At 36.5% G+C, this 5,630-nt stretch carries 11 protein-coding genes and 2 pseudogenes; 6 read left to right on the forward strand and 7 right to left on the reverse strand.

Annotated elements, in window-relative coordinates; genetic code table 11:
* From PQG54_RS12105 to PQG54_RS12135, 7 genes and pseudogenes are all read right to left on the reverse strand, one after another.
* Positions 1 to 186, reverse strand: a pseudogene (locus tag PQG54_RS12105) (hypothetical protein); the annotation flags it as partial.
* Complete coding sequence (locus PQG54_RS12110) at positions 179 to 424, reverse strand: hypothetical protein (RefSeq protein WP_271790812.1); 246 nt, start codon at positions 422 to 424, stop codon at positions 179 to 181. The gene PQG54_RS12110 and the pseudogene PQG54_RS12105, both read right to left, overlap by 8 nt.
* Positions 399 to 662: a hypothetical protein gene (locus PQG54_RS12115; RefSeq protein ID WP_271790811.1), complete on the reverse strand. Its 264-nt coding sequence runs from the start codon at positions 660 to 662 to the stop codon at positions 399 to 401. Before PQG54_RS12115 ends, PQG54_RS12110 begins: the two co-directional genes overlap by 26 nt.
* 73 nt (positions 663 to 735) lie before the next feature.
* Positions 736 to 1,164: a hypothetical protein gene (locus PQG54_RS12120; protein ID WP_271790810.1), complete on the reverse strand. Its 429-nt coding sequence runs from the start codon at positions 1,162 to 1,164 to the stop codon at positions 736 to 738.
* 180 nt (positions 1,165 to 1,344) lie between these two features.
* The gene (locus tag PQG54_RS12125) at positions 1,345 to 1,689 is read right to left on the reverse strand and encodes a helix-turn-helix domain-containing protein (protein WP_271790809.1); all 345 of its coding nucleotides are present in this window, start codon (positions 1,687 to 1,689) and stop codon (positions 1,345 to 1,347) included.
* A gap of 100 nt (positions 1,690 to 1,789) precedes the next feature.
* Complete coding sequence (locus PQG54_RS12130; RefSeq protein ID WP_271790808.1) at positions 1,790 to 2,170, reverse strand: hypothetical protein; 381 nt, start codon at positions 2,168 to 2,170, stop codon at positions 1,790 to 1,792.
* 97 nt (positions 2,171 to 2,267) lie between these two features.
* Entirely contained in the window at positions 2,268 to 3,032 is a 765-nt protein-coding gene (locus PQG54_RS12135) for a helix-turn-helix domain-containing protein (RefSeq protein WP_271790807.1), read from the reverse strand.
* Positions 3,033 to 3,373: 341 nt separating this feature from the next.
* On the opposite strand from PQG54_RS12135, the gene PQG54_RS12140 reads away from it, so the two are divergent.
* The 6 genes and pseudogenes from PQG54_RS12140 to PQG54_RS12165 form a co-directional block, all read left to right on the forward strand.
* A complete protein-coding gene (locus tag PQG54_RS12140) occupies positions 3,374 to 3,703 on the forward strand; it encodes a hypothetical protein (protein ID WP_271790806.1) in 330 nt (109 codons plus the stop codon).
* The gene (locus PQG54_RS12145) at positions 3,690 to 3,869 is read left to right on the forward strand and encodes a hypothetical protein (protein WP_271790805.1); all 180 of its coding nucleotides are present in this window, start codon (positions 3,690 to 3,692) and stop codon (positions 3,867 to 3,869) included. The genes PQG54_RS12140 and PQG54_RS12145 overlap by 14 nt, the downstream gene beginning before the upstream one ends.
* Positions 3,870 to 4,121: a DUF2312 domain-containing protein gene (locus PQG54_RS12150; protein ID WP_271790804.1), complete on the forward strand. Its 252-nt coding sequence runs from the start codon at positions 3,870 to 3,872 to the stop codon at positions 4,119 to 4,121.
* 94 nt (positions 4,122 to 4,215) lie between these two features.
* A complete protein-coding gene (locus tag PQG54_RS12155) occupies positions 4,216 to 4,575 on the forward strand; it encodes a hypothetical protein (protein WP_271790803.1) in 360 nt (119 codons plus the stop codon).
* Complete coding sequence (locus PQG54_RS12160) at positions 4,572 to 4,886, forward strand: hypothetical protein (RefSeq protein ID WP_271790802.1); 315 nt, start codon at positions 4,572 to 4,574, stop codon at positions 4,884 to 4,886. Before PQG54_RS12155 ends, PQG54_RS12160 begins: the two co-directional genes overlap by 4 nt.
* A pseudogene (locus PQG54_RS12165) lies at positions 4,886 to 5,630 on the forward strand (hypothetical protein); the annotation flags it as partial. The gene PQG54_RS12160 and the pseudogene PQG54_RS12165, both read left to right, overlap by 1 nt.

Genomic DNA, 5,630 nt, shown 5'->3' on the forward strand with positions numbered 1-5,630 from the left:
CTTGCTAGGTGTGATAAATCTTGGATGTTTCCATGCTGCGTGATAAGGACTTTTGTCTAGCAAATCCCGAATAAGGCTATTGGATAAGCTGGGGGTAGGGCATGGATCACTGTGATAGATTGATGCTGGCATATCGTAATAGATATCAGCCTCAGTGATTTCAAAATTTGAAGGATAATTAACCATTGACTTCCTCCAAAGATAAGAATTGTTTTTGGGATTGGTTAAGGATTTTGAATTTTTGTTCTGTCAGTTTATCAATACGGTTTTGCAAATATTCTGCTTCGTTTTGATGAAATCTTACTTGCCTTGTCAGACCTGCAAAGAATGAGAAATCATGAGCTAATTTTAAATGCCTATCTTTCTGACTCATCAATTCTATAATTGCAGTGTTGATTTCAAAGAGCGTTTGCTTGTCTTCCATGAAATTTCTCCACAGGGATAATCAGATTGTTGTTGGATTCGATCAGGGAATTAAGTTCGGTACGTGCGTCAATGGAGCGCTGACGATAATAATGGTAATTGTGGTTTAAAGCATCAAAGGCAAATCTTTGACCAGTAAGACGATCAAACATGATGATTTCGTCTTCTAATTTCTTTTTCTTTTGCAAATCCTCTTGACTCCACGCCTGAGGATTGAATATTTGTTGTTCATATTTCATGGTGAAATATTCCTTTCTTAGTTGAGAGGGGAAAAGGGGCTAGAAGGTCGAAGAGCTAGCCTCTTTTCAAATATTATGCAGATATTGCAACTAGCGGGTGGGGGTCGTTGATTAAGCTATCTTGACTATACCCGCGTTGAAAGACAGCTTGACGTACTCGCCAGTCCAAACTTTTGGTATGTTTTTTGATGCTAACTCCTCGAAAAACTTCGGCAATACATTCCTGACGTGTAGGGATTTTCAACAATTCATCTGCAACTTTATCGCGATTGTTTTTTATAAATTTATAAAATCTTTTGTCTTGATGGATTACAAAAGCTAACTCTTGGACTGTGGCATTTTCTTCAAGTTTCACAATGTTGATAGCGCTTTTTAATTTTTTAGATACGTTTTTGGCGTTATCTTCGGTAAAAATTTCTGATCCGTTTGCTAGAATAACTTTTCCGTCAATTTTGATTATGATTGTTTCAACGATACCAAATTGGTCTGTTATAATATTCATGGTGAAATATTCCTTTCTTAGTTGAGGGGGAAAAGAGGCTAGAAGGTCGAAGAGCTAGCCTCTTTTTTATTATGATTTATATTACCTAAAAGGTAACTTTATGTAAAGATATATTTTTAACTTTTAGGTAACTTCATTTAAAATATTTTCAATTACGTCTAATTTCTATTTATGAATTGTCTATTTTGTATTGGATAGAATTGACCAGATTGCTGTTTTAATGCTCTCTGATGCATTACGATACAAGTCTATAAGTTCGATTTCATGGCTTGATAATTCTTTCTTTTCAATACCTTTAATAAGGTAATCAAGGGTAACGCCATAGAATTCTGCCAATTTACTTAAATTTTTACGACCGGGGTTTTTTTTTCCAGATTCCCATTGGGTAACAGTAGCTGGCGCAACATCCATTATGGCGCACAACTCAGCTTTATTGATACCTTTTCTTTCTCTAAGGAATGTAAGTCGTTCATTTAATGTCATGCTACAGAATATATCATAATTAATTTTATCGTTGTTACCCATTAGTAAAATTCCTACTTGACAAAAGATTACCCAAAAGGTAATTATCAATTATGTTCTTTGACCCGTAAATAAGACTAAGACCGTGGCTGTATCGATTCCGTCATGGTCCTTCCCGTTTGGGGTAATCCTTCTGCAAACTTTGTTGATATTCAAAAGTATTTAAAATGGTGCAAATATAAGAAGATGACATTTTCTCTAATTGTGCTCCATTACCAATAATACAATCGTCTATTCCACATCTCAAATATGAACCGTCTTTTAATAAAAGTGCTATATCGTCATCTATTCTCGACAATCCTACACATTTACTTGATATCCATTCGGGTAATTGCTGTAAATTGGTGATTTTTCGTGTGCTGGTGGTATACATAAACATATTGGTAATTTTATCGACCACAATTTCCTCCATTAACAAAATAAGGGGGCGACGATTTGGAAGAAGCGTCTTTTTGATGGTGTTGATTCTTAGGGGGAATAACACCAAAAGCCCCTGACCATGTTGGTCATAGGAATAGTGTTAACATTATAATTTTATACTGTAAACAAATAATTTGTTATAATTTGTATATTTTTGTTAATTAAAAGAAATTTGCTACAATTATCGAGTGTTTTACCCATGATGTTTTAGGTAAATTTTTTGTTTTTTGTGGTGTGTATTGCTTAATATGGTAATCATTGCCCATATCATCTATCCATTCACCAATGGTATAAGTTGCTTGCTCTTGATTGAAAAATAAACATAAATCGCCGTTATGCGCCAGTTTTCTAGGGTGTAAGGTAATAGTGTTTCCGATTCGTATAGCGGGTTCCAAAGTGCGAACCCCAATAGAAATAGCAAATGCATCTTTTTCAAGTTTTACAACAGATGGTCTGGGAATAAAATCAATAGGCGTATCGGTAATGATGAATCCATCATCAGTCAAATCAATTGTGCCGAAAACTGGTATATCAGGGTTTAATTCATTTACTAGAGGTAGCAGTGAACTAAAAGGTGATGTTTGTATTGAAGTTGGATTAGTTTGTAAGGTCTTTGCGTTATTTGTTGGTCGTCTGTTATGAGGAAGAGGGTTATATCCGACATCTCTGGCGACAACTAAGCTCATATTATCATCTAAATCTGGGTTCAGTGTGCTTAGGCTAACACCAAGTGCAATTGCTACATATGGCAAGGCGTGACTATTCTTCACACTATCAGATTCGATATTGCCAATCGTCTGTTGTGTGCATTTTTTTCCGCTTATTTCTTGGACGAGTTTAGCCAACTTCCCTTGGCTAAGACCAAGTGACTCTCTGTAATTTTTGACTCTTTCGCCAACGGTTTTGTTTTTATCTACGTCACGCATATTTGTTATTTACATGTTTTTTTGGTTAAATTCACCTTGTATTTTTAACTCGACAATTGTTTTATATTGACAAAATTTTAGTAAAAAATTACAAATTAATTGTGACATGCGTATCTTTCCATATTATAGTTGCTGTTACCAACGAATTAATTAAAGAAAGAGAATCAAATTCCTTTCCCGCCATACTCTGCCCTTTCTTTTCAATGCGTTGAGTGGAAAGGGGAAAGTATGAACCAGATGAATCTTTTGGACTGTATCAACGTTTCGATCCATTGGGTTCATGCTTTCCGTCTTCCTTCATATTAGCAATCATTCCGTGATTGTTAATATGGAGGAATTAAATGAAAAAGTTAAGTTTTAATCTTTGTCAATTTAGACAAAAAAATGAGCGAAATAGACAAAAAATGGAGATCATTCATCAGAATATAAAAGAAGATATTTGTGAAATCGTTTGTGGACCATTTAAGCCTTTAAAAAATGGCGCAAAAATATTGGCTTCAAAGCTGGGTATATCACATCATTCTGTAAATAATTGGTTTTATAAAAAATGCGCTCCAGATTCAGAAAAGTTAATAGAATTAATGATTGAGAATGACGAAATTGCAAGCAGAATATTAAGCCTTGTCGAAGAACGTAAACAGAAAAGGCAACGAGAAAATGCCGTGGATTAGAATAACTTTAGGGCGATTTGGTTTTGGAATTTTTAGAGGGTTTCCACCAGCTTTGATGATTGGGTGGCTTTATATTCAATGGCTTGGTTTTGGGTATTTCCAAAAGCAAAATAAAGCTCTGGAAATGGCAGAACAAGAATTAAAACATTTTTATGGGAATGATTAGATGAACGATGAACCGGAAGTAGGCGGGATTGCAGCGGATCGATTACGCAGTATTATTGAACGGATTGAGCGTATCGAAGAAGAACGTAAAGGTCTGGCCAATGACATCAAAGACATTTATGCCGAGGCTAAATCAGCAGGATTTGATGTGCCAGTCATTCGCCGAATTATCAGCGCACGCAAAAAAGAACCGTCTGAGATAGAAGAACAAGAGACTTTGTTTGATGTATATCGCCATGCATTGGGGATGTAATGAATAGTCAAAACAACCAATTAAATCATTGTGAGGGTCTAAGTTTGGCGACCGATGCCCCTCACAATGGCTCTGTAATCCAAAGGAATGAGCAATGACAAAAATAGAGAACAACGGGCAAATTGTAAAGAAAGAAGTTTTTAAGCTTACTTTAGAATATCCTATACATATTATTAATTTAGAAAACTTATCCCAAAATGCAATCATGTTGGCTAAGGAACTAGTGTTTTTAGTAGGTATGGGACGTACAAGCGTAGCTCTTGGTAATAAGCAATTAAAAGAAATAAACTTGATAGAATACGACTATTTCTATACTAAACATGTTGCCAGAGCCACGGATTATATATTCACTTTAGAGTCCTTAAGAAAAGCAGCTCAAGAGTTAGAAGAAAAAGGCTATTTGACCCGTGACACAGACGGCACCCTTGCGTTTGCTCAAAAGGAGGCAGCATGATGCCTCATCCACAACAAACACCGAGCAACATAAAGATACACCCAGCGATTACGATATGCGCGCAGAGCGATCAACAGCGCACTTTAAGTCGTATTACCGACGAGGTCTACCAGCATTTATTAAGACATGCGACCTTTGACCTAAAAGGCAGCAATGGCTCTTCTCGCTTTATCACACGCCAAAGAATCGCAGAGAAACTACGATTCAATTTATGGGTGATTAACCGATCCATTCACGAGCTTATTCACGCAAAACGACTACAACCCCACCGTGACGGTTATTTGGTTCTTATTAAAGAGGAGAGCGTGTAATGGCTGCTAAGGAAAGTGGATATAAATGGTCAAAGTTTTATTGGGATGATTGGGCAAATGACGGTGCCTTACAATCGTGCAATTTAACAGCTCAGGGACTTTGGATGCATTTGTTGCGAGTTATGTTCAACAACGAACGTCAAGGTTATTTACAAATTAACAACAAAGCAATGAGCGCTTTACAGTTATCAAAATTGACAGGTCTTGATTCTCGTACGATTAAAAAGCAACTTTCAATCTTAATTGAAAACAACGTGTGTTCTGTTGACGAAAATGGCATTGTATTTTCACGTCGTATGGTCAGAGAAAGCCAATCTAAAAACCGTAAAAGCAACGTAAGCGCTACTTCAACGCAGCATAAACGCAGCGATGTTGCAACGTCTATGCAGCAACCTTGCAGCGAGGGCGTTACGTGTATGCATGAAGAAAACGCAGAAAATAGCCAAAAACAAGATGCACTTAATAAGAATAAAATAGATAAGAATAGAATAGATATATCTAATAAATTAGATATACCCCCTAAATATAAAAATACCCCCCAAGCTAAATCAAAACGTGGCTCAAGACTTCCTGACGATTGGTTGCCAGATGAGGAGGATCGAGAATATGCCCGTAACCTTGGGCTTGATGTTATTCGAACGATTGAGGATTTTTGTGGGCATTGGCACGCCAAGGCTGGAAAAGATGCGATCAAATTGGATTGGTCTTTGACGTGGAAAAACTGGTGTCGAAAAGCAAGAGATT

The sequence above is a fragment of the Commensalibacter communis genome (genome assembly GCF_947179015.1).
Lineage (GTDB): Bacteria > Pseudomonadota > Alphaproteobacteria > Acetobacterales > Acetobacteraceae > Commensalibacter > Commensalibacter communis.